Annotated in this window: 24 protein-coding genes and 4 tRNA genes; 7 read left to right on the top strand and 21 right to left on the bottom strand. The window is 74.5% G+C overall.

Annotated features, from left to right (window positions below; all coding sequences use genetic code 11):
- Nucleotides 1-7: 7 nt before the first annotated feature.
- The 5 genes from EBM89_RS04130 to EBM89_RS04110 form a co-directional block, all read right to left on the bottom strand.
- Nucleotides 8-988 (bottom strand): phosphatidylinositol mannoside acyltransferase, encoded by a 981-nt coding sequence (locus tag EBM89_RS04130; RefSeq protein WP_122148189.1) that lies wholly within the window; start codon nt 986-988, stop codon nt 8-10.
- Nucleotides 985-1,593: a phosphatidylinositol phosphate synthase gene (gene pgsA / locus EBM89_RS04125; protein ID WP_122148188.1), complete on the bottom strand. Its 609-nt coding sequence runs from the start codon at nt 1,591-1,593 to the stop codon at nt 985-987. The genes EBM89_RS04130 and pgsA overlap by 4 nt, the downstream gene beginning before the upstream one ends.
- Nucleotides 1,594-1,600: 7 nt before the next feature.
- Nucleotides 1,601-2,200, bottom strand: a complete 600-nt coding sequence (locus EBM89_RS04120) for an HIT family protein (RefSeq protein WP_199731969.1) — start codon at nt 2,198-2,200, stop codon at nt 1,601-1,603.
- A 7-nt stretch (nt 2,201-2,207) separates the two neighbouring features.
- Nucleotides 2,208-4,229: a threonine--tRNA ligase gene (gene thrS / locus EBM89_RS04115; protein WP_122148187.1), complete on the bottom strand. Its 2,022-nt coding sequence runs from the start codon at nt 4,227-4,229 to the stop codon at nt 2,208-2,210.
- Between the two features lie 184 nt (nt 4,230-4,413).
- A tRNA-Val gene (locus EBM89_RS04110) sits at nt 4,414-4,485 on the bottom strand.
- A gap of 227 nt (nt 4,486-4,712) precedes the next feature.
- Between EBM89_RS04110 and EBM89_RS04105 the strand changes: the two genes are divergently transcribed.
- Nucleotides 4,713-5,141, top strand: coding sequence for an SsgA family sporulation/cell division regulator (locus tag EBM89_RS04105; RefSeq protein ID WP_122148186.1), 429 nt, complete (start codon nt 4,713-4,715; stop codon nt 5,139-5,141).
- A gap of 93 nt (nt 5,142-5,234) precedes the next feature.
- Here EBM89_RS04105 and EBM89_RS04100 read toward each other — a convergent pair whose 3' ends face one another.
- Together EBM89_RS04100 and EBM89_RS04095 are read right to left on the bottom strand one after the other, a co-directional pair.
- Nucleotides 5,235-6,071 (bottom strand): aminotransferase class IV, encoded by an 837-nt coding sequence (locus EBM89_RS04100; RefSeq protein ID WP_439647159.1) that lies wholly within the window; start codon nt 6,069-6,071, stop codon nt 5,235-5,237.
- Between the two features lie 5 nt (nt 6,072-6,076).
- On the bottom strand, nt 6,077-7,213 hold the full coding sequence (locus tag EBM89_RS04095) for a chorismate-binding protein (protein ID WP_122148184.1): 1,137 nt from the start codon (nt 7,211-7,213) through the stop codon (nt 6,077-6,079).
- 226 nt (nt 7,214-7,439) lie between these two features.
- Here EBM89_RS04095 and EBM89_RS04090 point away from each other — a divergent pair.
- The 4 genes from EBM89_RS04090 (at nt 7,440) to EBM89_RS04075 (ending at nt 8,672) form a co-directional block, all read left to right on the top strand.
- A tRNA-Gly gene (locus EBM89_RS04090) sits at nt 7,440-7,511 on the top strand.
- A gap of 57 nt (nt 7,512-7,568) precedes the next feature.
- A tRNA-Cys gene (locus EBM89_RS04085) sits at nt 7,569-7,639 on the top strand.
- An 18-nt stretch (nt 7,640-7,657) separates the two neighbouring features.
- Nucleotides 7,658-7,729 (top strand) — tRNA-Val (locus EBM89_RS04080).
- Between the two features lie 136 nt (nt 7,730-7,865).
- The gene (locus EBM89_RS04075; protein ID WP_122148183.1) at nt 7,866-8,672 is read left to right on the top strand and encodes a class I SAM-dependent methyltransferase; all 807 of its coding nucleotides are present in this window, start codon (nt 7,866-7,868) and stop codon (nt 8,670-8,672) included.
- Nucleotides 8,673-8,675: 3 nt separating this feature from the next.
- Here the strand turns inward: EBM89_RS04075 and EBM89_RS04070 are convergent, their stop codons facing one another.
- Nucleotides 8,676-9,293, bottom strand: a complete 618-nt coding sequence (locus EBM89_RS04070) for a M23 family metallopeptidase (RefSeq protein ID WP_122148182.1) — start codon at nt 9,291-9,293, stop codon at nt 8,676-8,678.
- A gap of 68 nt (nt 9,294-9,361) precedes the next feature.
- Between EBM89_RS04070 and EBM89_RS04065 the strand changes: the two genes are divergently transcribed.
- Nucleotides 9,362-9,580 (top strand): hypothetical protein, encoded by a 219-nt coding sequence (locus tag EBM89_RS04065; RefSeq protein WP_439647158.1) that lies wholly within the window; start codon nt 9,362-9,364, stop codon nt 9,578-9,580.
- Nucleotides 9,581-9,616: 36 nt separating this feature from the next.
- On the opposite strand, the gene EBM89_RS04060 is transcribed toward EBM89_RS04065, so the two are convergent.
- The 4 genes from EBM89_RS04060 to EBM89_RS04045 all read right to left on the bottom strand — a co-directional run bounded on the left by EBM89_RS04060 (nt 9,617) and on the right by EBM89_RS04045 (nt 12,562).
- Nucleotides 9,617-10,597, bottom strand: a complete 981-nt coding sequence (locus EBM89_RS04060; protein ID WP_122148181.1) for a hypothetical protein — start codon at nt 10,595-10,597, stop codon at nt 9,617-9,619.
- A gap of 174 nt (nt 10,598-10,771) precedes the next feature.
- Entirely contained in the window at nt 10,772-11,389 is a 618-nt protein-coding gene (locus tag EBM89_RS04055) for a nucleoside/nucleotide kinase family protein (protein WP_122148180.1), read from the bottom strand.
- A 17-nt stretch (nt 11,390-11,406) separates the two neighbouring features.
- Nucleotides 11,407-11,913 (bottom strand): mycothiol transferase, encoded by a 507-nt coding sequence (locus EBM89_RS04050; RefSeq protein WP_122148215.1) that lies wholly within the window; start codon nt 11,911-11,913, stop codon nt 11,407-11,409.
- Between the two features lie 10 nt (nt 11,914-11,923).
- Nucleotides 11,924-12,562, bottom strand: a complete 639-nt coding sequence (locus EBM89_RS04045) for an SRPBCC family protein (protein ID WP_122148214.1) — start codon at nt 12,560-12,562, stop codon at nt 11,924-11,926.
- Nucleotides 12,563-12,740: 178 nt separating this feature from the next.
- Here EBM89_RS04045 and EBM89_RS04040 point away from each other — a divergent pair, with 178 nt between their 5' ends.
- Nucleotides 12,741-13,121, top strand: a complete 381-nt coding sequence (locus EBM89_RS04040) for an SHOCT domain-containing protein (RefSeq protein WP_233571523.1) — start codon at nt 12,741-12,743, stop codon at nt 13,119-13,121.
- A 72-nt stretch (nt 13,122-13,193) separates the two neighbouring features.
- Here EBM89_RS04040 and pyk read toward each other — a convergent pair whose 3' ends face one another.
- The 9 genes from pyk to EBM89_RS03995 form a co-directional block, all read right to left on the bottom strand.
- Nucleotides 13,194-14,630 (bottom strand): pyruvate kinase, encoded by a 1,437-nt coding sequence (pyk, locus tag EBM89_RS04035; RefSeq protein WP_122148179.1) that lies wholly within the window; start codon nt 14,628-14,630, stop codon nt 13,194-13,196.
- Nucleotides 14,631-14,950: 320 nt separating this feature from the next.
- Nucleotides 14,951-16,432 (bottom strand): glutamate synthase subunit beta, encoded by a 1,482-nt coding sequence (locus tag EBM89_RS04030; protein ID WP_122148178.1) that lies wholly within the window; start codon nt 16,430-16,432, stop codon nt 14,951-14,953.
- Nucleotides 16,425-20,993 carry a glutamate synthase large subunit gene (gene gltB, locus EBM89_RS04025; protein ID WP_122148177.1) on the bottom strand — a complete coding sequence of 1,523 codons (4,569 nt, stop codon included), beginning with the start codon at nt 20,991-20,993 and terminating at the stop codon, nt 16,425-16,427. The genes EBM89_RS04030 and gltB overlap by 8 nt, the downstream gene beginning before the upstream one ends.
- Nucleotides 20,994-21,154: 161 nt before the next feature.
- Complete coding sequence (lgt, locus tag EBM89_RS04020; RefSeq protein ID WP_122148176.1) at nt 21,155-22,123, bottom strand: prolipoprotein diacylglyceryl transferase; 969 nt, start codon at nt 22,121-22,123, stop codon at nt 21,155-21,157.
- A gap of 366 nt (nt 22,124-22,489) precedes the next feature.
- A complete protein-coding gene (gene trpA, locus EBM89_RS04015) occupies nt 22,490-23,329 on the bottom strand; it encodes a tryptophan synthase subunit alpha (protein ID WP_122148175.1) in 840 nt (279 codons plus the stop codon).
- Nucleotides 23,326-24,609 carry a tryptophan synthase subunit beta gene (gene trpB, locus EBM89_RS04010; RefSeq protein ID WP_233571526.1) on the bottom strand — a complete coding sequence of 428 codons (1,284 nt, stop codon included), beginning with the start codon at nt 24,607-24,609 and terminating at the stop codon, nt 23,326-23,328. The genes trpA and trpB overlap by 4 nt, the downstream gene beginning before the upstream one ends.
- Nucleotides 24,610-24,670: 61 nt before the next feature.
- A complete protein-coding gene (gene trpC / locus EBM89_RS04005; protein WP_122148211.1) occupies nt 24,671-25,486 on the bottom strand; it encodes an indole-3-glycerol phosphate synthase TrpC in 816 nt (271 codons plus the stop codon).
- Between the two features lie 218 nt (nt 25,487-25,704).
- On the bottom strand, nt 25,705-26,421 hold the full coding sequence (locus EBM89_RS04000; RefSeq protein WP_122148174.1) for a DUF4190 domain-containing protein: 717 nt from the start codon (nt 26,419-26,421) through the stop codon (nt 25,705-25,707).
- A 123-nt stretch (nt 26,422-26,544) separates the two neighbouring features.
- The coding region (locus EBM89_RS03995) for a DUF2752 domain-containing protein (RefSeq protein WP_233571522.1) at nt 26,545-26,945 on the bottom strand (401 nt) is incomplete at its 5' end.

Genomic DNA, 26,945 nt, shown 5'->3' with positions numbered 1-26,945 from the left:
GCGGCGGTCACGCGTCCTCCCCAGCCGCCGCGCGGGTCCGGGCGTACCGCTCCGGGTCCAGGTCCGCGACGAACACCTTCTGCAGCATGTGCCAGTCCTGGGGGGCGCGGGCGATGCCCGCGCCGAGGTCGTCCACCCACGCCTGGGTGAGGACGGCGACCCGCTGGGCGCGGGGCACGTCGTCCGGGACGGTCAGCACGCGGCCGAACTCGATGACGATCCCCCACGCCGTCCCCGCGGCGCGGCGGCGCTCGCCGTGCAGCCGCTCGTAGGTGATGGTCGTCGCGCACAGCGGGGCGCCGGTCGCGACGGCCAGCGCCGCCGGGCCCGCCGCGACGCGGGCGCGCTCGCCGAACAGGTCGACCTCGACGCCGCGCGCCGTGAGGTCGCGGTCGGCGAGCAGCGGCACCAACCCGCCGGTCGGCTGCTTGACCGCCCGGACGAGCTCACGGAACACCCCGCCGCCGCCCGCGCCGTCCAGCGCGATGATCTCCAGGCCCAGGGACTCGCGGAACGCCAGGAACTCCTGGAACAGCGCCTCCGGCTTCAGCCGCTCGGCGACCGTCACGGTGCGGCCGAGGTTGCGGGTGGCCCACGCCCCGGCGAGGTCCCAGTTCCCCAGGTGGCCGAGCGCCATGACGACCATGCGGCCGTCGGCGATGGTCGCGCGCACGCCGTCCTCGTTGACGAGCCGCACGCGGGCGTCGATCTGGTCCGGCGCGGCGCCGACCAGCGCGAACGACTCGCCGTAGTACCGCATGTAGGAGCGCATGCCCAGCAGCGACAGCCGGCGGACCTCCTCCGGGCGGGCCTGCGGGCGCACCCGGCGCAGGTTCGCCTCGAGCTGGCGGACGCCCGCGCCGCGCAGCAGCCACAGCACGTCGCCGACCAGGCGGAACAGCCCGCGCACCACCGGGTCGGGGATCTTGCCGACCACCCGCCACGCGAAGGCGAACAACCGCGCGAGGTCGATCTCGGGGCGCCTCACGCCGCGCCCACCGCCTGCCGCCGCACGGTGACCATCCGCTGCACGACCGTGACGAGCGACGCGACCGCGAGCAGCACGAGCACGACCACGAGCACGACCTGCGGCAGGCCCGCGCCGACCGCCGCCGTCGCGACCAGCACCGCGGCCAGCCGGTCCGCGCGCTCCGCGATGCCGACCTGCGCGGTCATGCCCAGGCCCTCGGCGCGCGCCCGGGCGTAGGGCACGACGGACCCGAGCACCAGGCACGCCAGCGCGGCGCCCAGCCCCCAGGTCGAGTCGCCCTCGCCCGCGAACCACAGCACCAGGCCGGTGAAGATCGCCGCGTCGCCGAACCGGTCCAGCGTCGAGTCGAGGAACGCCCCCCACGGCCCGGAGCGCCCGGCGCGGCGCGCCATGACCCCGTCCAGACTGTCGGTGAGCGCGAAGAACGCGATGACCAGCGCCGCGGCGAGGAAGTGCCCCGTCGGCAGCAGCCACAGCGCCGTGGCGACGACGGCCACCGTCCCGGTGATCGTCACCGCGTCCGGCGACACGCCGCGCTTGAGCAGCGCGTCGGCGACGGGCGTGAAGATCCGCGTCATCGCCCCGCGCAGTCGGTTCAGCACCTGCCGGTCATCCCTTCTGGTCCCCCGCCGACGTCGTCGCCGGCCACGCCGCCGCGAGCCGCGCGCGGGTGTCCGCGAGCAGCTCCGGCAGCGCGCGCGTGCGCCCCACGACCGGCAGGAAGTTGCTGTCGCCACCCCAGCGGGGCACGACGTGCTGGTGCAGGTGCGCGGCGATCCCGGCGCCCGCCACCTCGCCCTGGTTCATCCCGAGGTTGAAGCCCTGCGGTCCGGACACCGCTCGCAGCACCCGCATGGCGGTCCGCGTCAGGTCCGCGACCTCGGCCACCTCGGCGTCCGTGAGGTCGGTGTAGTCCGCGACGTGCCGGTACGGCACCACGAGGACGTGCCCGCCGTTGTACGGGTACAGGTTGAGCACCACGTACGCGACGGCGCCGCGCGCGACGACCAGACCCTCCTCGTCGGACAGCGTCGGCACCCGGCAGAACGGGCAGCCGTCGCCGGGGCCGGAGCCCGTGGGCTTGTTCTCCCCGCCGATGTACGCCATCCGGTGCGGCGTCCACAGCCGGCCGAACCCGTCGGGCACCCCCGCGAAGCCGGCGGCCTCCTCGGCCGCCGGCCCCGCGGGGTCGTCGTGGTCGTCGGTCACGCGGCGCTCAGACCTGCGCGTGCTCGCGCACCGCGGTCACGACGCGCTGCACGGCCTCGGCCACCGGCACGCCGTTCTCCTGGCGGCCGTCGCGGTACCGGAACGAGACCGCCCCGGCCTCCGCGTCCTCGCCACCGGCGATGAGCACGAACGGGATCTTCTGCGTGCTGGCGTTGCGGATCTTCTTGCCGAACCGGTCGCTGGAGCGGTCGAGCTCGGCGCGGATGCCCTGCGCCCGCAGCTGCTGCACGACCTCCTCGAGGTACGGCTCGAACGGCTCCGCGACGGGCACCGCGAGCACCTGCACCGGCGCGAGCCAGGCCGGGAACGCACCCGCGTAGTGCTCGGTCAGCACCGCGAAGAACCGCTCGATCGAGCCGAACAGCGCGCGGTGGATCATCACCGGGCGCTGCCGGGTGCCGTCGGCGGCCGTGTACTGCAGGTCGAACCGCTCCGGCAGGTTGAAGTCCAGCTGGATGGTCGACATCTGCCAGGTGCGGCCGATCGCGTCCTTCGCCTGCACGGAGATCTTCGGGCCGTAGAACGCGGCGCCGCCCGGGTCCGGGACCAGGTCCAGACCGGACTCCGTGGCGACCTGCCGCAGCGTCTCGGTGGCCTCCTCCCAGGCGGAGTCCTCGCCGACCGACTTCTCCGGGTTGCGGGTGGACAGCTCCAGGTAGAAGTCGTCCAGGCCGTAGTCCTTGAGCAGGTCGAGGACGAACGTCAGCAGGCTGGTGAGCTCGTCCTTCATCTGGTCGCGGGTGCAGTAGATGTGCGCGTCGTCCTGCGTGAAGCCGCGCGCGCGGGTCATGCCGTGCACCACGCCGGACTTCTCGTACCGGTACACCGTGCCGAACTCGAACAGCCGCAGCGGCAGCTCGCGGTACGAGCGCCCCCGGGAGTCGAAGACCAGGTTGTGCATCGGGCAGTTCATCGGCTTGAGGTAGTAGTTCTGCCCCTGCTTGGTGACGTTGCCCGCGGCGTCGCGCTCCTCGTCCAGCTGCATGGGCGGGTACATGCCGTCGGCGTACCAGTCCAGGTGCCCGGAGATCTCGAACAGCTGCTGCTTGGTGATGTGCGGGGTGTTGACGAACGAGTAGCCCGCCTCGACGTGCTTGCGCCGCGAGTACTCCTCCATCTCCATCCGGATGATGCCGCCCTTGGGGTGGAACACCGCCAGGCCCGAGCCGATCTCGTCCGGGAACGAGAACAGGTCGAGCTCCGTGCCCAGGCGGCGGTGGTCGCGGCGCTCGGCCTCGGCCACGCGCTCCAGGTACGCCTTGAGCTCGTCCTTGGTCGGCCACGCCGTGCCGTAGACGCGCTGCAGCTGCGGGTTCTTCTCGGACCCGCGCCAGTACGCGGCGGCCGAGCGGGTCAGCTGGAAGCCGTTGCCGAGCAGCTTGGTGCTGGGCAGGTGCGGGCCGCGGCACAGGTCCTGCCAGACGACCGTCTCGGTCTCCCGACCCGCGCCGCGCACGTTCTGGTAGTACGTGAGCCCGCCCTGGCCGACCTCGACCGACGCGCCCTCACCGGCGCTGTCCGCGGTGGACTTCAGGCCGATGAGCTCCAGCTTGTACGGCTCGTCGGCCGCCAGCGCGCGCGCCTCGTCGTCGGTCACCTCGACGCGTCGGAAGGTCTGGCCCTCCTTGACGATGCGGGTCATCACCTTCTCGAGGGCCTTGAGGTCCTCGGGGGTGAACGGGGTCTCGACGTCGAAGTCGTAGTAGAAGCCGTCGGTCACCGGCGGCCCGATGCCGAGCTTCGCCTTCGGGTTGACCTCCTGCACCGCCTGCGCGAGCACGTGCGCGGCGGAGTGGCGCAGGACGGCCAGGCCGTCGGGCGAGTCGATGGTGACGGCCTCGACGACGGCGCCGTCGGGCAGCGGACGGGACAGGTCCCACAGCTCGCCGTCGACCCGGACCACGACCACCTCGCGACGCGCGGCGAACAGGTCCGTGCCCGTGGTCCCCGCCTCGGCCGTGGTGCTGGTGCCGTCGACGGTGAGGGTGATGAGCTCGGACACGTGCATGGTCTCCTCGGGTCGGTCCCGCGCCTCGCGCTCGGGGTCCGCCGACGATGCTACCGACCGGTTCACCCGCCGCGGGGACCCACGGCGGCGCAGGTCGCGTCGGCAGGCGTCGACGGGGGGGCGCACCGGCCCCGGGGACGACGGAGGCCCCCGGTCCGGAGGGGACCGAGGGCCTGCGTGCCGGTGGGCGATACTGGGTTCGAACCAGTGACCTCTTCGGTGTGAACGAAGCGCGCTACCACTGCGCCAATCGCCCGGCAGGGGAAGACATTACCCGACCGGAGCCCGGACGCGAAAACGGCCCCCGGATCGGCCTCGCCACCGCCCCACCTGCACCGTCGGGGTGGCGCCGCCGACGAGCGCCGACGGCGCTCCCGGAGGAGGGATGCGTCCCACCGGGTGAAAGTCGCTCCCCGACCTCGGCACCTGGCGTCCCGACTGTCATAGTGGTCTTCTCGCGAGATGTGTGTGAAGGAGGATGCGGTGACCCAGCGCTCGTACGACGTCGTCGAGTCCGTCGCCATGCAGCTCATCAGCTCCGATGCCAGCGTCCTGCCGGTCACCGCCGAGCTGTCGTACCGCGTGAGCGACCCCTACACGGTCCGTGCCGTCTTCACCAGCCCCCAGTCCACGTCGGTCTGGCTGCTCGGCCGCGAGCTGCTGCTCCAGGGCATGCTCGCCGACGCCGAGGACCCGGCCGGCAGCGGCGACGTGCAGGTGTGGCGGGACGAGGACCCCATGTTCACCCTGGTCTCCCTCACCGGCATCGAGGGCAGCGCGCTGCTCGCCTCGCCGTCGGAGCCCCTCGAGCGGTTCCTCACCGCCACCGAGCAGCTCGTCGCGCTCGGCACCGAGAGCGAGCGCATGGAGGGGGAGATCGCCGCGCTCATCGCGGCGCTCCTCACCGCCTGACCCGAGCGACACCACGGCCGCCGCACCCTCCGGGGCGCGGCGGCCGTCGCACGTCCGGACCTGGGTCCGCCCCGGACCCGGGCCCGCCCGGAGCTACGGGTCGAGGTCGTCGGCCGCGCGCGCCCGGAACCGGCGCGCGACCTCCGCCGTCAGCGGCCCGACCGGCACGGCCACGCCCTCGACGACCTCGACACCGACGACGCCGCGCAGCGACCCCGTCAGCGCGAGTCCGACGCGGCCCTGGCGGGCGTCCTCGACCACGGTCCACGGCAGCTCGTCCGGGCCCGCCTCGCGCACGGGGAGCCCGGCCTCTGCGGACCAGGCCAGGACGAGCGCACGGGTGACGCCCGGCAGGCAGCCCGTCGCCAGCCCGGGGGTCAGGAGCTCGCCGTCGCGCTCCACGAAGACGTTCGAGCCCGTGCCCTCGCACAGCGCGCCGCGGGTGTCGGCGAGCAGCGCCTCGTTGCCGCCCACCCGGACGGCCGCGGCGAGCGCGAGGGCGTCCGCGGCGTAGGACGTGGACTTGTGCCCCGCCAGCGGGGAGCGCTCGTTGCGCACCCAGGGCGAGCGGACGACGTGCGGGGCACCGCGCACGGGAGCAGGCCCGCCGGTGACCACCAGCGACGGACGGGCGTGCCCGCCGGGCGCGCCCGGGCTGACGGTCACCCGGAGCCGTCCGAGGCCGTCGCCCCCCGCATCCAGCACCGCCGCGACCGCCGCGCGCACCTCGTCGAGGTCGACCGGCGGCAGCCCGAGCGCCGCCAGGGACGCGGCCAGGCGGTGCAGGTGCCGGGTGAGCGCGAACGCGCGCCCGCCGACGACCGCGCAGGTCTCGAACACGCCGAGCCCGGTCGCGAAGCCGGCGTCGTCGCCGCGCAGCACCGGTTCGGCCGGGTCGCGCAGCCACCCACCGGCCCACAGGACGTCCACGCCCGTCATCGTGCCACCCACGACGTGGAAGGACCGCCCCCGCCCGCACCCCGCCCGAGGTGCCCCGACGAGGCGAGCCCGACCAGCCGCCGGGCCTTGAGCTCGGTCTCCGCCCACTCGGCGTCCGGGTCGCTCCCCCACGTGATCCCGGCGCCGGTCCCGAAGCGCAGCACCCCGTCCGACCAGACGAACGTCCGGATCCCCACGGCGAGCTCCGCCCGGGTGGTCCCGTCCGGGTCCACGTCCACCCACCCGACCGCGCCGCAGTACGGTCCGCGCGGCACCGGCTCCAGGCGCCGGATCAGGTCGAGCGCCGCGACCTTCGGGGCCCCCGACACCGATCCCGGCGGGAACGTCGCCCCCAGGAGCCGCGCCCACAGGTCCGCGGCGTCCCGCACCTCCGGCGCCAGGCGCCCGCGCACGGTCGAGACCAGGTGCACGAGACCGGGGTGCTCCTCCACGCCCAGCAGAGTCGTCACCTCGACCGTGCCGGGCTCGCACACCCGCTGCAGGTCGTTGCGCACGAGGTCGGTGATCATCACGTTCTCGGCGCGGTCCTTCGCGGTGAGACCGGCAGCCGTGACGGCGGTGCCCTTGATCGGCGCGGAGGTGACCCACCCGTCCGCGACCCGCAGGTACAGCTCCGGGGACGCGCTCACCACCCACACCGGCGGCACCGCTCCCCCGGCCGGGACGTGCACGCCCGCGGCGTACGGCGCGGGGTTCCCCGCCGCCAGCAGCGCGCCGAGCGCCCGGGCGTCGGGCTCCCGGCCGTCCCGCGCCGGCAGCGGGGCCGCGAGCACCCGGCAGACGTTCGCCTGGTAGACCTCGCCCTGCCGGACGGCCTCCCGGACCGCCCGGACGGCGGCGACGTAGCCCGCCTCGTCGAGGGACGACTCCCAGGCGTCGGCGGCGGGGCCCTGCCACGCGGTCCCCGACCCGGGGGCCGGAGCGGGCTCGGCCGTGCGGAACCGCCACGCCGCCACGGTGCCCTCGAAGTCCCCCACCAGCACCCAGTGCCCCGGCGCGCGCAGTCGTCCCGGCTCGCGGGCGACGTCCGGGACGTGCTCGACCACGTCCCGCAGCACGCGTCCGCCGGACCATGCGACGGCGCTCGGGGACGCGGACAGGGGGCTCGGCACCCGCCCACGGTAGCCAGGCCCGCTCCCGGGAATGTGCGGTGCGGCGCAGGTCACACCCGCTGATCTGCACGGATACCCCCGCACGCACGCCGGTCACGAGGTGCGGATCCGCGTGATCACGCGGGTCCGCACCCCCACCGGGAGCCAATTGGACTCTCGCCTCGGAAGTCGGCTAATGTTCTCGACGCACCAAGGAACGCCGGTGAGAACCGGTGGGACAAGGCGTGCGGACGTGGCTCAGTGGTAGAGCATCACCTTGCCAAGGTGAGGGTCGCGGGTTCGAATCCCGTCGTCCGCTCGGAGGCAGACACTCCCGGCCGACCGTCAGTTCGGTCGCTGCGGACGTAAGTCTCAGGGTGGAGTGGCCGAGAGGCGAGGCAGCGGCCTGCAAAGCCGTATACACGGGTTCGAATCCCGTCTCCACCTCGTAGTAAGTAGCACCACGGGCGATTGGCGCAGCGGTAGCGCGCTTCCCTGACACGGAAGAGGTCACTGGTTCGATCCCAGTATCGCCCACAGCAAGGCCCCAGGTCCCCGGACCTGGGGCCTTCGTCGTTCCCGGGATCCCCGCGCCCCTGGCCAGAGGTCCCGCCCGGCGCCGGGCCGGGGGCCCTAGCCTGGAGGCTCCCGCCGACGGAGGTGCAGGTCAGCCATGTTCCCCGATGCCCCGGAGCCCGCCGACGCACCTGTCGGTCGCGGTCGCTCCGTGCACACGGTCACCGACGTCCTCGCCCTGCTCGACCACCTGTTCGCCGAGCGGGCCGACCGGTGGTCCGACCGCGGCGGCGCGGACTTCTGGGACGGCTTCTACGCCGATCGGGACCGTCCGGTGCCGTTCTTCCGCTGGGCCCCGGACGAGAGCCTGGTCGCGTGGCACGCCGCGGGGACGCTCCCGCTGGGTCCGGGGGCCCGCGTGCTGGAGCTCGGCTGCGGCCCCGGTCGCAACGCGGTGTGGCTCGCGCAGCAGGGTTGCCAGGTCGACGCCCTCGACCTGTCCGCGACCGCGGTCGCGTGGGGAGCCGAGCGCGCGTCCGCCGCCGGGGTGGAGGTCCAGTTCACCCGCGCCGACATCTTCCGCTGGCAGCCGCCCACCGAGCCGTACGACCTGGTCTACGACTCGGGCTGCTTCCACCACCTGCCGCCGCACCGCCGGGTGTCCTACCGGGCGCTGCTGGAGCGGACGCTGCGCCCCGGCGGCCGGTTCGGGCTCGCGTGCTTCGCGACCGGGGACGACCCCGCCGAGGGTGCCGACGAGCGCAGCGGGACCGAGGCCGACGACCTCGACCTGTACCGGGACGGCCACCTCGGGGGCGGGCTCGCGTACGCGGCGGACGACCTGCGGCGGGCGTTCGGGTGGCTGACCGAGGTCGACCTGCGGCGGATGCGCCCGTCGACCGACGGCGACGTCCCGACGTTCGGCGAGGACTTCCTGTGGGCGGGGCTGTTCCGGCGCCCCTGACGCTCAGGGCGCGGGTTCCACGACCTCGCCGCCGCGCGGCAGCCGACCGCCGAACGTGACCGGCACCGCCCGCGCCCGCGCGGGGTCCGGGTCGTCCAGGGCCTGCAGGTGCAGGTGCGGCTCGGTGCTGTTGCCCGAGCACCCGCACCGGCCCACGACGTCCCCCGCCGCGACGACCTGCCCCGGCCGGACGGACACGCTGCCGCGCTGGAGGTGGCACAGCGCGACGACCACACCGTCGTGGCCGAGGAGCACGTGGTTGCCCGCCAGCGCCTGCCACCCCCCGGCCAGCCGCCGCCGCTGACCGAGCGCGTCGGCCAACGAGAGCAGTCCGCGGCGCGCGGCGTGGTCCGGCACCGCGTCCCGCGTCGCGAGCACCACACCGGCCAGCGGTGCGAGCACCGGCCGACCGAAGCCCACGAACCGCTCGGGCGGCTCCGCCAGGAACAGTGTCGCGACGGTGACCCACCCCGAGCGCCCGGCGGCGTCCACGGGGACGAAGTCGATCGCGTACGCGCTCGCCAGGACCCCGGTGCCGTGGCTCGGCACCCGGTCCGCCGGGCTGTTGCGCACCTGCCACCGGCCGTCGAACGGGTACCGCAGGTCCAGGGCGTCGTCCACCGGCCCCTCCCGTCCGTGATCCTCGCGAGCCCGCGCCACGCGGCCAGGGTAGGCCGAGCCTGGGCGGCGTGGACGTCGTCGCGTGGCTGCTCGACGGGGACCCGGCGATCCGCTGGCAGACCCTGCGCGACCTCGCCGACGCACCCGCCGACGAGGTCGCCGCCGAGCGTACCCGCGTGGCGCACGAGGGCTGGGGTGCCCGCCTGCTGGCCGCGCGCGACCCGGACGGGCTCTGGGCGGGTGGAGCGTGGGCGCTGCGGGTGCTGCGCTGGGCGGACGGCCGCTGACCCGGGGCGCCCGCCCGGCGTCCGGGGCGCGTCCGGTCAGCGGGCGAGCGTCGCCAGGATCTCGGCCGCCGCCGCACCGGCCGGGACCGGGAGGTCGAACGTCGCGTCCGCGGCACGCAGCGTGACCACGGTGACGTCCGGGTACGCCGGGTGCGGGGTCGCGGTCGCGGTGGTGAGCCGGTCGAGCGGCAGCACGAGGCGGCTCTCGGAGTGCACCGGGGTCCGCCCCCGGGCGAGCCAGGCGCGGCGCCCGAACACCTGCAGCTCGCGCCCGTCGGAGGCGACGATCGCGGCGTGCACGGTCATCGGGCGCAGCAGGTGCGCCACGCGGGCGAGCGCGCCCCCGCCGGGCACGACGACGGCGCGGGGGTGCGCCGCGAGGGCCCGCAGGCCGGGCTCGTGGTCGGCGACCTCCCGGTAGGCGGAGACCAGGCCGATCTCCTTCTCGCCGAGCGCCCGTCGGTCGAGGCGGCCGAGGGCGCGGTGCCGCAGGGTCGGGTCGCGGGGTGCGGGGTCGCCGGAGGTCGGGACCGGCCAGGCGAGCACCCGCAGCAGGTCGACGAACCCGGCGACCACGTCCGCCGAGGACCCGCTGAACCGGATCGTCAGCGCCTCACCGGTGAGCGGGAGGACGTCGAGGCGCCCGTCCAGCAGCTCGACGCTGGTGCGCACGGCCGCGACCCGGTCGTACGGGACCTCCCGGACGTCGTACCCGCGCGCGACCGGCCCCGTGCGGCGGCTGAGGACGGTGAGCCGGTCGGGGCCGAGGACGAGCAGGTGGTCGTAGAGGTCCATGTCCGGGGTGGCGTCCCGGCGCAGGATGTCGCGCGGCACCTTGAGGACGAGACGGCTCGATGCCAGGTCGACGGGGTGGTCCCGGTACAGCGGCGGCACGTCGTCCGGCTCGCGCACGGGGTCGACCCACGGGCCGAACGCGTCGAACTCGGGCGTGGTCGCGCCGGTCGCTCCACCACGGGCCCCGTCGTCCCTGCCCCGTCGCTCGGTCGCCGCCGCCATCGTCCGCCTCCCGGTCCCGTCGCGGCACCCGTGCGCGCGACCCGTCCAGCATGCACCCGCAGGAGCAGGGTGACCAGCGCCGCGACGTGGCACCACCCGGCCGGCACGGCCGCTGCCTGCCCGTCCACCGCGCGAGGGGCGCGCCGCCCTCCCCCCACGCACGCCGCGACCGGGTCAGCGGGACACGACCCAGCCCGGCCGGTCGGCGTGGTCGAGGCGCACGACCACGTCGGCCGTGCCCTCGGGGTCGGCCTCGTCGCGGTACCGGGCGTCCGCCGGCAGCCGCCACCGCCCCGCGTCTCCCCAGCGCCGGGCGAGCGTGTCGGGGCGCAGCGCGAGGTGCACCGTGAGGTCGGCGGGCAGCCACCGGCCGAGCAGCAGCTCCCCGGCGAGCAGCAGCACGCCGCCGTCAGGGACGGGCTCGGTGCGCCGCCGGGCGGACCGGTCGTGCTCGGCGTCCCAGAGGGCGGGGAGGTACGCCGTCCCGGACTCCCACGGGTCGAGGACCTCGCGGATGAGCGCGCCGGTGTCGAGGGCGAGGTCGAGCAGCGCATCGGGGTCCTCGCGCCCGTACTCGAACCGCACGCCGCCCGGACGCAGGAAGTCCGCCGCCCGGACGACGACGGCGGGGCGCCCCTCGGCGCGCAGCGGCTCGACCAGGGACGTCGCCAGCGCCTCGGGGTCGGCGGTGGCCCAGCCGTCGAGCAGCACCCGGGGCCGCGGTCCCGCGGCGAGCACCCGCTCGACCAGCCGGTCCCGCACCACGGCGGGGCTGACGGGTTCGACCCGCACGCCGGACGGTCCGGGGCTCAGCGGTCGAGCAGCAGGCCGCGCACGAACGCCGCCTGACCGGCGTGCTGCACGGCGTCGTCGAGGACGCTCAGCAGCCGCACGCCGCGCGTGACGGGCGGGTCCCAGCCGGGGTCCACGACGTCGTCCAGATCGGCGTCCGACAGGCCGCGCAGGTACGCGAGCGACGCCGCGGTGGAGGCGCGGGCGTAGCCGACGAGCAGGTCCGCCGAGGCCCGGACCTGGGCGACCTGCTCCGGGGTGTTCCCGTAGCCGTTGTCGGACGGGTCCAGCGGCAGCGCGAGCTTCTCCGCCCAGCCGTCCGCCGTCCACACCTCCTCGGTCCCGCCGAGCGCGGCGACCTGCGCGTCCTGCTCCCGCGCGAGGTGCCACACCAGCCACGCGACCGTGTTCGCCTCCGGTCCGACCCGCTCCGCGAGCTGGTCCTCGGTGAGGTCGGACGTCGCAGTCGCCACCAGGTCGTCCAGGCGGCCGAAGCCCTCGGTCAGCACGTCGATGCCGTTCATGCCCTCCACGCTAGGCGTCGCGCGCCTGACCTGCAGCCCGGTCGCGGATGCCGCGGAGCATCCGCTCGCTCATGAGCGTGCTGACGGCCGACACCGCCTCGATCAGCGCGCGCCCGCCCGGGCCACGCGAGACGTACCGCTCCCGGGTCACGAGGCGGGTCGTGCCCACGTCGGGACCGGACCGCAGCACGAACGCCCACGTGCAGTCGTAGGGCGCGGGGCCGTTCTCCCCCGGCGGCGTGGTCGCGGCGATCACGAGCGCCTGCGCGGGCTCGAGCACGACCACCTCCAGCGCGACCTCCGGGGCCAGGTGCACGTGGTCGCCCAGCGCGAGGTGCTGCCAGGCGGGCACGACCTCGTCGGCGGAGCGGATGTCGAGGCCGACGAGGTTCTCCAGCGCGTCGTAGGAGTAGAACCCGCCGCGCTGCCAGCCGATCTGCACCAGCCACGGCCACACCGCGGCGGGCTCCACGGGGATGGTGATGCCCCGGGTCGCCTGCACGTGCGCGTCCGGCAGCAGCCCGTCACCGGGCAGCGCCACGGAGCGCTCGACCTGCGTCGCCCCGAGGTGCAGCGCGGCGTCGCGCAGCACCAGTCCACCCGCGGCGGCGACCGCCGCACCGACCAGAACCCGACCCGTCCGCGCCATGCCGCCCACGCAACCACCACGCCCCGGCACGCACCAGGGCCGTCGGTCCCAGGCGTGCGCGGCCCCGCACGCGCGAGGGGCGACGCGCTCACTCCGTGCGGATGAGGGCACGGGGCCCGCGGGCGAGGACCGTGGTCAGCAGCCGGCGACCGCGCCGGCCGCGCGCGGAGGTGGAGCCGTGGACTCGTTCTGGGACTGGTTCGGTCTGATGGTGTGGTGGTTCGTGTTCCTCACGTACCTGGTGCTGCTGTGGCACGTGTGCGGCGACCTGTTCCGCGACACGCGGCTCGGCGGGTGGGCGAAGGCGGCGTGGATCGTCGCGCTGATCGTGCTGCCCTACCTGTCGATCCTGGTGTACGTCATCGCACGCGGCCGCGGCATGACCGCCCGGCACGCGACGGCGCGGGAGCAGGCCCGCGAGCGGACCGAGGAGTACATCCGCGAGACGGCGGGGCGCTCCCCCGCCGACGAGATCGCCCGCGCGAAGGCGCTCCTCGACTCGGGTGCGATCAGCGCTGACGAGTTCGGCACGCTCAAGCAGCGCGCTCTGGCGGGCTGAACCCCGGTCCCGCACACGCGAGGGGCCCCGCAGCACGTGGCTGCGGGGCCCCTCGACGGGTGCTGCGGTGCGTCAGGCGACGCGGCCCGCGGCGTCGTCACCGATCTTGTGCACGACGACCGTGTTGGTCGAGCCGACCTCGCCGACCGGGGTGCCCGCGACGACGACGACGTAGTCGCCGACCTCGGCCAGGCCCTGGGCGCGCAGGGTGGACTCCACCTGCTGGACCATCGCGTCGGTGTGCTCGACCTGCGGCACCTCGTACGTCTGCACGCCCCAGCTCAGCGACAGGGTGTTGCGGACCGAGGTCTGCGGGGTGAACGCCAGCAGCGGGATGGACGAGCGCAGGCGCGACATGCGACGCGCCGAGTCACCGGACTGCGTGAAGGTCACGAGGTACTTCACGCCCAGGGCGTCGCCGATCTCGGCGGCCGCGCGGGTGATGGCGCCACCGCGGGTGTGCGGGGTGGAGCCGAGGGGCGCGATGCGCTCGCGACCCATCTCCTCGGTGGCCTCGATGATGCGCGCCATGGTGCGGACGGTCTCGATCGGGTACTCGCCGACCGAGGTCTCGCCGGACAGCATGACCGCGTCGGCCCCGTCGAGCACCGCGTTGGCGCAGTCGGAGGTCTCGGCGCGCGTCGGGCGCGGGGAGTTGGTCATGGACTCGAGCACCTGGGTGGCGACGATGACCGGCTTGGCCATGCGGCGGGCCATCTCGACGGCGCGCTTCTGGACGAGCGGCACCTGCTCCAGCGGCAGCTCGACGCCGAGGTCGCCGCGGGCGACCATGATGCCGTCGAACGCGTCGACGATCTCGGCCAGGGCCTCGACGGCCTGCGGCTTCTCGACCTTGGCGATGACCGGGACGACCCGGCCCTCCTCCTCCATGATCCGGCGGACGTCGTCGTAGTCGGCGGCGTTGCGGACGAAGGACAGGGCGATGATGTCCGCGCCGATGCGCAGGGCCCAGCGCAGGTCCTCCTCGTCCTTGTCGCTCATGGCGGGGACGGAGACGGCGACGCCGGGCAGGTTGATGCCCTTGTTGTTCGAGACGGGGCCGGCGACCTCGACGCGGGTGATGACGCGCGGGCCCTCGACGGCGGTGACGCGGACCAGCACGCGGCCGTCGTCGATGAGCAGCGGGTCGCCCACGCGGGCGTCGTCGGGCAGGCCCTTGTGGGTGGTGGAGACGAGCTCCTTGGTGCCCGGGACGTCCTCGGTGGTGATCGTGAAGACGTCACCCTCGTTGAGGTAGTGCTTGGAGTCGGTGTCGGAGAACCGGCCGAGGCGGATCTTGGGGCCCTGGAGGTCGACCAGCACGGCGACCGAGCGGCCGGAGGCCTTCGCGGCGGCGCGCACGTTGTTGTACACGCGCTCGTGCACCTCGGTGTCGCCGTGGCTGCGGTTCAGCCGCGCCACGTCCATGCCGGCGTCGACAAGGGCCTGGATCTGCTCGGCGGACTCCGTGGCGGGGCCGATGGTGCAGACGATCTTCGCTCTACGCATGGGGAAAGCCTAGGCCTTTCGTGGCTGACGGTTCGGACCGAACGTCCTGGTCGGGCTCGGGCCTGCCGGGACGTGCGCGGTTGACGGTCGGCGGGTCGGCGCACCGTCGGCCGGCCGGGGCCGGTGGGCGGGCAGCACGAGCCGCACGGGACCAATCCTACGGGGGTCGCGGGACCCCGCCCGCGCGCGACCCCCGGGCGCGCCGGGCGACCGTGGCCCCGCACCGACGACGACGGGCGGCCGGACCGGTGCGCCCGGGACCGAGGTCCCAGAGTTCACCGGACGTCCGACCGCCCGTCGTCCCGTGCTCACACGCGCCCTCAGGCGCGCAGCGCCACCGTCCCCGCCGTCACCGGCGCCGGGAGCTCGGTGCTGCCCGACAGGAACGTGTCCACCGACGCCGCGGCCGCACGGCCCTCGGCGATGGCCCACACGATGAGCGACTGCCCGCGCCCCGCGTCCCCGGCGACGAACACGCCCGGGACGTTGGTGGCGAAGTCGTCCGACCGGGCGACGGCGCCGCGCGCGGTGAGCTCGACGCCCGCCTGCGCGACCAGGTCCTCGGTCTCCGGGCCGGTGAAGCCCATCGCGATGAGGACCAGGTCCGCCGGGATGTCCCGCTCGGTGCCCTCGGTGGGCACGCGGCGCCCGTCCGGCAGGTACTCGGTGGTCGCGAGCCGCAAGTGCCGCACGCCGCCCTCCTCGTCGCCGAGGAACGCCACGGTGGACGCGAGGAACGTGCGCTCGCCGCCCTCCTCGTGCGAGGACGACACCTCGAACAGCACCGGATCGGTCGGCCAGGGCTGACCGGCGGGCCGCTCGGTGGGCGGCTGCTTGCCGATGGCCAGCGTCGTCACGGACGCCGCGCCCTGGCGCAGGGCGGTGCCGACGCAGTCCGAGCCGGTGTCGCCGCCGCCGATGACGACGACGTGCTTGCCCGCCGCGTCGATGGGCTCGGCGACGACCTTGCCCGCGACCAGCGCGTTCGACTGGTGCAGGTAGTCCATCGCCGGGTGGATGCCGTCGAGCTCGCGCCCGGGCAGCGGCAGCTCGCGCGGCACGGTCGAGCCCGTGGCGACCACGACGGCGTCGTACCGGGCGCGCAGCTGCGCCCAGGTGATGTCCCGGCCGATCTCGACGCCCGCGCGGAACCGGGTGCCCTCGGCCTCCATCTGCGCCAGACGGCGGTCGATGTGCTTCTTCTCGAGCTTGAAGTCCGGGACGCCGTAGCGCAGCAGGCCGCCGATCTCGTCGTCGCGCTCGTACACCGCGACGGTGTGCCCGGCGCGGGTGAGCTGCTGGGCGGCCGCGAGACCCGCCGGGCCGGAGCCGACGACGGCCACGGTGTGCCCGGTGAGGCGCTGCGGCACCTGCGGCAGCACGTAGCCGCGGTCGAACGCCTCGTCGATGATCGAGACCTCGACGTTCTTGATCGTCACGGCGGGCTGGTTGATGCCGAGCACGCACGCCGACTCGCAGGGCGCCGGGCAGATGCGACCGGTGAACTCCGGGAAGTTGTTGGTCGCGTGCAGCCGCTCGATGGCGTCGGCCCACTGGCCGCGCCACACCAGGTCGTTCCACTCGGGGATGAGGTTCCCCAGCGGGCACCCGTTGTGGCAGAACGGCACGCCGCAGTCCATGCAGCGGCCCGCCTGCTGGGTGATCAGCGTGGCGGACTGCGGGTCGTCGGCGACGCTGCGGTGCTCGTGCACCTCGCGCCAGTCCATGAGCCGCAGCGCGACGGGACGGTTGGCGGGGAGCTCGCGCTCCCGCACCTTCAAGAAGCCACGGGGGTCAGCCACGAGCCACCTCCAGGATGTTCTCCCACACGCCGGGCGCGCTCGGGTCGAGGCCGTCGGCCTCGGCCTTCGCCAGCGCCGCGCGGACGCGCGAGTACTCGGTCGGGCGCACCCGGGTGAACCGGGCGCGGGTGGCCTGCGGGTCGGCCAGCAGCTCGGCGGCGACCGGCGAGCCCGTCTCGTCGGCGTGCGTGCGCAGCAGGTCGAGCACCAGGGCGGCGTCCTCGTCGTCGAGCGGGTCGAGCCCGATCTCGGCGGCCGCGACCGCCTGGACGTTGACGCGCTCGGTCTTGAGGTCGAGGACGTACGCCGTGCCGCCGGACATGCCCGCCGCGAAGTTGCGGCCGGTGCGGCCGAGCACCAGGACGGTGCCGCCGGTCATGTACTCGCAGCCGTGGTCGCCCACGCCCTCCACGACCAGGGTCGCGCCGGAGTTCCGGACGCCGAACCGCTCGCCGACGACACCCCGGAGGAACATCTCCCCCGACGTCGCGCCGTAGCCGATGACGTTGCCCGCGATGACGTTGTGCTCGCCGCTGAGGACGGCGTTGCGGTCCGGGCGGACGACGATGCGGCCGCCGGACAGGCCCTTGCCGACGTAGTCGTTGGCGTCGCCCTCGAGGCGCAGCTCGACGCCGCGCGGCACGAACGCGCCGAACGACTGCCCGGCCGAGCCGGTCAGCCGCACCTGGATGGTGCCGTCCGGCAGGCCCGCGCCGCCGTAGCGGCGGGTGACCTCGTGGCCGAGCATCGTGCCGACGGTGCGGTTGACGTTGCGGACCGGCAGCTCGATGACGACCGGGCGGGCGTCCTCCAGCGCGTCGGACGCCAGGGCGATGAACTGGTTGTCCAGCGCGCGGTCCAGGCCGTGGTCCTGGTCGCGCACGTGGTGCAGCGCGGAGCCCGGCAGCGGCTCGGGCAGCGCGAGGACCGGCGACAGGTCGAGGCCCTGGGCCTTCCAGTGCGAGACGGCCTTGCGGGTGTCCAGCAGCTCGACGCGGCCGACGGCCTCCTCGATGCTGCGGAACCCGAGCTCGGCGAGCAGCTCGCGGACCTCCTGCGCGATGAACTCGAAGAACGTGACGACGAACTCCGGCTTGCCGGTGAACCGCTCGCGCAGCTCCGGGTTCTGCGTCGCGACGCCGACCGGGCAGGTGTCCTGGTGGCAGACACGCATCATGATGCAGCCCGAGACCACCAGCGGGGCCGTGGCGAAGCCGAACTCCTCGGCGCCGAGCAGCGCGCCGATGATGACGTCCCGCCCGGTCTTGAGCTGGCCGTCCACCTGCACCACGACGCGGTCGCGCAGGTCGTTGAGCACGAGCGTCTGCTGGGCCTCGGCCAGGCCGATCTCCCACGGCGTGCCCGCGTGCTTGAGGCTGGTCAGCGGGGACGCGCCGGTGCCGCCGTCGTGGCCCGAGATGAGCACCACGTCGGAGTGCGCCTTCGCGACGCCCGCCGCGACCGTGCCCACGCCGAACTCGCTGACGAGCTTGGTGTGGATCCGGGCGCGCGGGTTCGCGTTCTTGGCGTCGTGGATCAGCTGCGCCAGGTCCTCGATGGAGTAGATGTCGTGGTGCGGCGGCGGGGAGATCAGGCCGACGCCCGGCGTGGAGTGCCGGGTCTTGGCGACCCACGGGTACACCTTCGGGCCGGGCAGCTGGCCGCCCTCACCGGGCTTCGCGCCCTGGGCGAGCTTGATCTGGATGTCGTCCGCGAACGTCAGGTACTCCGACGTCACTCCGAACCGGCCCGACGCGATCTGCTTGATCGCCGAGCGCCGCTCGGGGTCGTGCAGGCGCTCCGGGTCCTCGCCGCCCTCACCGGTGTTCGACTTCGCGCCGAGCCGGTTCATGGCGATGGCGAGGGTCTCGTGCGCCTCCGCCGAGATGGAGCCGTAGGACATCGCGCCGGTGGAGAACCGCTTGACGATCTCGCTGACGGGCTCGACCTCGTCGACCGGCACGGGGGTGCGCTCGCCGGTCTTCAGCTCGAGCAGCCCGCGCAGCGTCATCAGCCGGCTGGACTGCTCGTTGACGCGGTTCGTGTACGACCGGAAGACGTCCATCTGGCGCGTCTTGGTCGAGTGCTGCAGGCGGAACACCGTCTCGGGGTCGAACAGGTGGTCCTCGCCGTCGCGACGCCACTGGTACTCGCCACCGGTCGCCAGGCGGCGGTGCGCCAGCCGGTTGCCGTTGGACGGGTACGCGTCGGCGTGCCGCGCCGCGACCTCGGCCGCGATGACGTCCAGGCCGATGCCGCCGAGCCGGCTGGTGGTGCCGGTGAAGTACCGGTCCACGAGCGGCTGGGACAGGCCGATGGCCTCGAACACCTGCGCGCCGCGGTACGACGCGATGGTGGAGATGCCCATCTTCGACATGACCTTCAGGACGCCCTTGCCGAGCGCCTTGATGAGGTTCTTGACCGCGGTCTGCGGCGCGACGCCCGGCAGGTAGCCGCCGGTCGCCAGGTCCTCGACGGTCTCCATCGCCAGGTACGGGTTCACCGCGGCGGCGCCGTACCCGATCAGGAGCGCGACGTGGTGCACCTCGCGGACGTCGCCGGCCTCGACGACCAGCGACACCTGGGTGCGGGTGTGCCGGCGCAGCAGGTGGTGGTGCACGGCCGACAGCAGCAGCAGCGACGGGATCGGCGCCTGGTCGGCGTCGGAGTTGCGGTCGGACAGCACGAGGAAGCTCACGCCGTCGGCGACCGCGCGGTCGCACTCCGCGAAGATCTCCTCCAGGCGCTGCTCCAGCGCCGCACCGCCGCCGTCGACCTTGTACAGGCCGCGGACGATGGTCGACCGGAACACGCCCGCCATGGCGGGGTCCTTGTGGATCTTGACGATCTTCGCGAGGCCGTCGTTGTCCAGCACCGGGAACGGCAGCACGAGCTTGCGCGCGTGCAGCGGCGTGTCCTCGAGCAGGTTCGGCTCCGGGCCGATGGCCCCGCCGATGGACGTGACCATCTCCTCGCGGATCGCGTCCAGCGGCGGGTTCGTCACCTGCGCGAACATCTGCGTGAAGTAGTCGAACAGCATCCGGGGGCGCTCCGAGAGCACCGCGACCGGGGTGTCCGAGCCCATGGCGCCCAGCGGCTCCGCGCCGGTCGCGCCCATGGGCGTCAGGAGGATCTTCAGCTCCTCCTCGGTGTACCCGAACGTCCGCTGCCGGCGGCGGACCGACGCCGACGAGTGCGCGATGTGCTCGCGCTCGGGCAGCTGCTCCAGGTAGACGGAGTTCTCCCGCACCCACTGCGCGTACGGGCGCTGGGCGGCGAGCTGCGCCTTGATCTCGTCGTCCTCGACGATGCGGCCCTGCCCGGTGTCCACCAGGAACATCCGGCCCGGCTCCAGGCGGCCCTTGCGGACGACCGTCGCGGGGTCGAGGTCGAGCACGCCCGCCTCGGAGCCCATGACGACGAGGCCGTCCTCGGTCACCCAGTACCGACCGGGGCGCAGGCCGTTGCGGTCCTGCACCGAGCCGATCAGGGTGCCGTCGGTGAACGTCATCGCGGCGGGCCCGTCCCAGGGCTCCATCAGCGAGGCGTGGTACTCGTAGAACGCCCGGCGGGCGGGGTCCATCTGCTGGTGGTTCTCCCACGCCTCCGGGATCATCATCATGATCGCGTGCGGCAGGGAGCGGCCGCCCAGGTGCAGCAGCTCCAGCACCTCGTCGAACGAGCCGGAGTCCGACCCGCCCGGCGTGCACACCGGCAGCAGCGGGGCGAGGTCGCCCAGCACCTCGGAACGCAGCGTGCCCTCGCGGGCGGCCACCCAGTTGCGGTTGCCGCGCACCGTGTTGATCTCGCCGTTGTGGGCGACCATCCGGAACGGCTGCGCCAGCGGCCACGACGGGAAGGTGTTGGTGGAGAACCGGGAGTGCACGAGCGCGAGCTCGGACGCGTACCGCGGGTCCGACAGGTCGGCGAAGAACGGCTCGAGCTGACCCGTCGTGAGCATGCCCTTGTAGGTGAGCGTGCGGGCCGACAGCGAGGCGAAGTAGATGCCGAGCTCGCGCTCGGCGCGCTTGCGCAGCCGGAACGCGCGGCGGTCCAGGTCGACGCCCGCGAGCTCGCGCGACGGGTCCGCCACGACGAGCTGCCGGAACACCGGCATGGACGAGCGCGCGGTCGGGCCGACCAGGTCGGCGGTGACGGCGACGTCGCGCCACGCCAGGACGTCGAGCTTCTCCTCCGCGGCGATGGCCTCGACGGCCCGCACCGCGACGGTGCGCTCCTCGTCGTCCTGCGGCAGGAACGCCATGCCGATCGCGTAGCGGCCCGCCGGGGGCAGCTCGGCGTCGACCACGTCGCGCAGGAACGCGTCCGGGATCTGCGTGAGGATGCCGGCGCCGTCCCCGCTGTTCTCCTCCGCACCGACCGCACCGCGGTGGTCGAGGTTGAGCAGGGCGGTCAGACCGGCGTCCACGATGTCGCGGCCGGGGGTACCCCGCAGCGTCGCGACGAACGCGAAACCGCAGGCGTCGTGCTCGGCGGCAGGGTCGTACAGACCGTGCTGCTGCACGGGAGAAGCACCGGGACGCACAGGCGACGCGGGCATCAGCACCGTCCTCACGGACCCGCGAGCGGGCCGGGTAGAGCGTTGGGGGGAGGCTGGGACGTCGTCGGCCCGGGCTACAAGTGTGGCGACGATACCTGCCGGAAACACAGGTGCTCACATCGCGAGAAAGTGAGGTGGGTCACACGGCGGGGGCGCCGCGGTCAGCGGGCGGGGTCGTGCTCCGCCACCTCGTCGTCCTGGCCTGCGGGTCCGTCGTCCTCGCCGGTGGCCGTCCGCGCTGTGGGCGCCTCGGTCACGACGGGATCCGTGGGGGTCGCGGGTTCTGCGGAGGGTGCCGCATCAGCCCCGGCCAGGAGGGGTGTGGTCTCGCGTCCAGGATGGCGACGTCCGACGAGGACGAACGCTACCAGCGCCCCGAGGCCGACGATGATCGACGTCCACACGTTGAGCCGGAACGGGCCGACCATCTCCGCCGGGTCGATCCGCAGCAGCTCGATCCACAGCCGCCCGGTCGTGTACACGACCACGTACAACCAGAACACGCGGCCGTGACCCAGCCGGAAGCGGCGGTCCAGCCAGATGAGCAGCGCGGCACCGGCGAGGTTCCACAGCAGCTCGTACAGGAACGTCGGGTGGAACAGCGTCCCTGAGTCGAAACCCGCGGGCAGGTGCGCGTCGTCGATGCGCAGACCCCACGGCAACGTCGTCGGACCGCCGAACAGCTCCTGGTTGAACCAGTTGCCCAGCCGCCCGACCGCCTGCGCGACCAGCAGCCCCGGCGCGAGCGCGTCCGCGAACACCGGGAACGACACCCCGGCCCGGCGGCAGCCGATGTACGCACCGACCGCACCGAGCGCGACCGCACCCCAGATGCCGAGGCCGCCCTCCCAGATGTACAGGGCGCGCACGGGGTCGCCGCCCGCGCCGAAGTACGCGTCCGGCGAGCTGATCACGTGGTAGAGCCGCCCGCCGACGATGCCGAACGGCACCGCCCAGAACGTGATGTCCAGGACCTGCTCCGGATCGCCACCCCGGGCCTTCCACCGCCGCTGCGTCATGATGACGGCGACGACGATGCCGAGGAGGATCGCCAGCGCGTAGGCGCGCAGCGGCACGGGGCCCAGGTACCAGACGCCCTGGGGCGGGCTCGGGATCGCGGCGGGGATCATCACACCGGCAGCCTAGGCGACATCCCGGGCGAACCGGACCGCCCGCCCACGGGCAGGACGCCGCTCCCGTTCCGGGACACCGAGGCCGTCACTCGTCGTCGAGGTCGTCCGTCAGGAGTGACGACCTCGCCGACGAGTGACGACGTCGAGGCCGCGGGAGCGCCCCGGGCGACCGGGGGCGCCCCAGGGTGCGGCCCCGGTGGCCCCGGGGGGGGTGACGCGGCGCAGCCGACGTCGGGAGCGCGGACGTCGGCGCAGCCGGAGTCGAGGGGCACGCATGTGCGGGTCCGCGGACGTCGGCGCAGCCGGAGTCGAGGGGCAGGCACGGGCGGGTCGCTCCCCCGCGCCCACGGCGCGGCGTCCGCGTCAGCGCGCCGTGCGGATGCCCTCCGCCAGCCCGGCTGCGACGTCGGCCAGCGCGTCCAGCCCCGCCGACTCCGACGCGGCACCGCTGAGCGCGCGCACGAACGCCGAGCCCACGATGACGCCGTCGGCGTACCGGGCGATGTCGCGCGCCTGTTCCGGCCGGGACACGCCGAGCCCGACGCACACGTGCTCGGCCCCGGCGGCGCGGGTGTCCGCGACGAGCTGCTCGGCGCGGGCGCCGACGGTGGTCCGCTCCCCCGTCACGCCCATGGTCGACGCCGCGTAGACGAACCCGCGCGAGGCGGCGGACGTCATGGCGAGACGCTCGGGGGTCGACGACGGCGCCACGAGGAAGACCCGGTCCAGGTCGTGCGCGTCCGACGCGGCGACCCAGTCGGCGCCCTCGTCGGGGATGAGGTCCGGCGTGATGAGCCCGGCACCCCCGGCGGCGGCGAGGTCGCGGGCGAAGGCGTCGACGCCGTAGCGCAGCACGGGGTTCCAGTAGGTCATGACGAGCACGGGCGCGCCGGTCGCGGCGATCTGCTCGACGGCACCGAAGACGTCGCGCACGCGCGTGCCGCCCGCGAGGGCGTGGTCCACCGCGGCCTGGATGACGGGGCCGTCCATGCCGGGGTCGGAGTACGGCAGGCCGATCTCGACGACGTCCACCCCGGCCTCGACCATCGTCGTCGCCGCGCGCACGGACGCCGCGACGTCCGGGAAGCCCAGCGGCAGGTAGCCGACCAGCGCCGCGCGCCCCGGACCGCCGTCGGTCCCGGCGCGCAGCCGGTCCAGCGTCGCCCCGGTGCGCGAGCCCGTCGCCTGGTCCGTGCCGCTCACAGCTGCTCCCCCTCGTCGGCGTCGACCACCGGCTTGTCCTCGATCAGGTCGAACCAAGCCGCGGCCGTGGCCACGTCCTTGTCACCGCGACCGGACAGGTTCACCAGGATCACCGGCTCCTGCCCCGCGGGGACGTCCCACGTCGCGACCTCGGCGCCGAGCTGGATCGCCCCGGCGAGGGCGTGCGCGGACTCGATGGCCGGGATGATGCCCTCGGTGCGGCACAGCAGGCGGAACGCCTCCATGGCCTCGTCGTCCGTGACCGGGCGGTACTGCGCGCGACCGATGTCGTGCAGCCAGGCGTGCTCGGGGCCGACGCTCGGGTAGTCGAGGCCCGCGGACACCGAGTGGCTGGGCAGGGTCTGCCCGTCCTCGTCCTGCAGCAGGTACGACTTGGTGCCCTGGAGCACGCCGGGCGAGCCGCCGCTGAACCGCGCCGCGTGCCGCCCGGAGGAGATGCCCTCGCCGCCGGCCTCGAAGCCAAACAGCCGCACCGACGGGTCGTCGAGGAACGCGTTGAAGGCGCCCATGGCGTTGGACCCGCCGCCGACGCACGCGGCGACGGCGTCGGGCAGCCGACCGACCTCCTCGGCGAGCTGGGCCTTCGCCTCCTCGCCGATGATCTTGTGGAAGTCGCGCACCATCTCCGGGAACGGCGCCGGACCCGTCACGGTGCCCAGCAGGTAGTGCGTCGACTCGACGTTGGCGACCCAGTCGCGGAACGCCTCGTTGATCGCGTCCTTCAGGGTCCGGGACCCGATGGCGACCGGGACGACAGTCGCGCCGAGCAGCTGCATGCGCGCCACGTTCAGGGCCTGCCGGCGGGTGTCCTCCTCGCCCATGTACACGACGCACTCGAGGCCGAGCAGCGCGGCGGCGGTCGCGGTGGCGACGCCGTGCTGCCCGGCGCCGGTCTCCGCGATCAGGCGCGTCTTGCCCATGCGCTTCACGAGCAGCGCCTGGCCGAGCACGTTGTTGATCTTGTGCGACCCCGTGTGGTTGAGGTCCTCGCGCTTGAGGAACACCCGCACGCCGGGCGCGACGTGCGCGGCGAACCGCGGCACCTCGGTCAGCGGGCTCGGACGCCCGGTGTACGTGCGGTGCAGCCGGGACAGGTCGGCGCCGAACTCCGGGTCCGCCTGCGCCTTGCGGAACTCCGCCTCGAGCTCGTCCAGCGCCGCGATCAGCGCCTCGGGCACGAACCGCCCGCCGAAGTCGCCGAAGTACGGCCCCTGGTGGGTGGCCAGCGGGCCGCCCTCCGTCGGCTGCCCCGCGGGCACCTGCGGACCCGTGCGTCCCGTCGTCACCTGCTGCTCCTCGTCCCTCGTCCGTGCGCGCCGGTCACTGCCGGACCGCGCGCAGCGACGGGTGCGAGCCCGCCGCCACCAGGTCCGCGACCGACTGCCGCGGCGCGTCGTCCGTCACCAGCGCCTCGCCGACCAGCACGGCGTCCGCGCCCGCCCGGGCGTACTCCATGACGTCGTGCGGCCCGCGCACGCCCGACTCGGCGACCTTGACCACGTCGGCCGGGATCGCCGGGGCGACCCGCGCGAACGTGCCGCGGTCGACCTCCAGGGTCTTGAGGTCCCGCGCGTTGACGCCGATGACCCGGGCGCCCGCGTCCACGGCGCGCACGGCCTCCTCGGTGTCGTGCACCTCGACCAGGGCCGTCATGCCCAGGGAGTGCACGCGCTCGACCAGCGAGGTCAGCACGGTCTGCTCCAGCGCCGCCACGATCAGCAGCACCAGGTCCGCGCCGTGCGCCCGCGCCTCCCACACCTGGTAGGGCGTGACGACGAAGTCCTTGCGGAGCACCGGGATGTCCACGGCCGCGCGCACGCTGTCCAGGTCCGCGAGGGAGCCCTTGAACCGGCGCTGCTCGGTCAGCACCGAGATGACGGACGCGCCGCCCTTCTCGTACTCCGCGGCCAGCGCGGCCGGGTCGGTGATCGTGGCGAGCGCGCCCTTGGACGGGCTCGACCGCTTCACCTCGGCGATCACGGTCACGGCGTCCGCCACCCGCAGGCGGGAGACGCAGTCCTTGGCGCCCGGCATCCGGGCGGCGCGCTCCTTGAGCACGGCCAGGGGCGTGGCGGCCTCGCGGACCGCGAGGTCCTCGCGCACACCCGCCACGATGTCGTCCAGCACGGTGCCCATCGGCGTCTCATCTCCCCCGAGGTCGACGGCGGCGCGCACCGGGGCGCGGGAGCCCGGGGCTCCTCGGCGACGACCACGTCACCCGTACGGGTGACCTCGGCCGTCGGTCCGCCTCGGCCATCGTACGGGGACCCGCGGGCGCCCCTGACCACGCGGCCAGCCGGTGGACACCCGGGCGCCCGGCGCCGACGCGCGGGACGCGAGCCGGGCAGCGGGGGTCAGTACCCGTAGTACCCGGTGTTGAACCCGTCGACGAAGCCCGGCATGAAGGCGAACACGAAGAACAGCAGCCCCCACGCCGTGCCCAGGGCCCCGACGATGATCCCCGCCAGGGCCAGCCCGCCGTTGTTCGCCTCGCCGCGGCCCACCGCCTGCCGGGACAGCACGCCGGTGATGATCGCGGGGATGCCGGTCAGCGCACCGCACAGGAGCAGGCCGACGAGACCCAGCACGAGCGACCAGATGCCGAGCGAGTTCTTCGGGTAGAACGCCGGGGCGTACGGCGCCGCGCCGTACGGCTGGGCGTAGCCGGACGCGTCGTAGCCTGCGGGCTGCCCGTACGCCGGGGGCTGGCCGTAGGCGGGCACCTGCCCGTACGCCGAGCCCTGCCCGTACGCGGGGGCCGGTCCGGAGGGCGCCTGGCCGTAGGCGGCCTGCTCGCCGTAGACGGGCGGCTGGCCGTACGCCGGCGGCTGGCCGTACGGGGAGGGCTGGCCGTAGGGCGACGCCTCGCCGTACGGCGACGGCTGCCCGGAGGGCGACGGCTCGTCGTACCCCGGTGCCTGACCGTAGGGCGACGCCTGCTCGCCCGGCCCGGCCTGGCCGTACGGGTACTGCTGGCCGTAGGGCGACGGCTGGCCGTACGGGGACGGCTGGCCGCCCTGCGGGGCGTACGGGTCGCGGGCGGGGTCCGTGGGCTGGTCGGGCGTGCTCATGGGTCCTCCTGCGGGCGGGTCTGGCGGCGGCGGGCGACGGTGCGCCGCCCCGCATCCTAGGGCGCGCCGGGCGGCGCGGGCGGCGCCCACCAGCCGGTTCACCCACCTACGCGGGCGAGCGCATCAGACCGGGGCCAGCAGCCCGGCCCAGGCCGGGACGTTGCGGGCGACGGAGTACAGCACCACGACGGCGGCCCCCACGAGGGCCACGGTGACGGAAGGCCCGCGGGCCGGTCCGCCGGTGCGGACGGCCCGGGTCAGCCACCAGGCCCACAGCCCGAGGAGGACGGGGACGAGCAGCACCCACAGGGGGTTCATGGCCCAGGCGCCGGCGAGGTCGCCGACGAGCAGGTCGTGGGTGGCCCGCAGCCCGCCGCAGCCCGCGCAGTACAGCCCGGTCAGCGCGTACAGCGGGCAGACGCCCCACGACCCGGTGCCGTGGGGGTCGCGCAGGACGAGCGCGGCTCCCGCGACGGCCGCCGCGCCCGCGACCGCGAGCGGCCCGCGCGCGGCACGGAGCCGGG

It is taken from the genome of Cellulomonas triticagri, assembly GCF_003696205.1.
In the GTDB taxonomy this organism is placed as follows: Bacteria; Actinomycetota; Actinomycetes; order Actinomycetales; family Cellulomonadaceae; genus Cellulomonas; species Cellulomonas triticagri.
Note: the sequence above shows the minus strand (reverse complement) of the source record. Positions and strands in the feature narration are given on the sequence as shown.